Raw genomic sequence first — 243 nt, 5'->3', positions numbered from 1 at the left:
ATGTAAACCAATCAAAAATGACGACATTGAAATAGAAGAACATAAAATCCCAGCGCTTCCCTTTGAAGCTAAAATGACTTCGGCAAATCCGTCTTATTCTATTGGTGGCTTAAAAGCTATTTTAAAACACGCCAGTGAGCCTAATAAGCGTTTAAGTGCTGTAATGTCTGCACGTCACATGAGTGACGCACGCGCTATTCCTATTTTAAAACTTGCACTTAAAGATCTAGAAGATGATATTCG

General features: G+C 37.9%; 1 pseudogene. It reads left to right on the top strand.

Going from position 1 to position 243, the window contains the following annotated elements:
* Positions 1–243, top strand: a pseudogene (locus AAEY62_RS24270) (protein PelE); the annotation flags it as partial.

Source organism: Pseudoalteromonas sp. GW168-MNA-CIBAN-0100 (genome assembly GCF_040309225.1).
Taxonomy (GTDB): domain Bacteria; phylum Pseudomonadota; class Gammaproteobacteria; order Enterobacterales; family Alteromonadaceae; genus Pseudoalteromonas; species Pseudoalteromonas arctica.
Note: the sequence above shows the minus strand (reverse complement) of the source record. Positions and strands in the feature narration are given on the sequence as shown.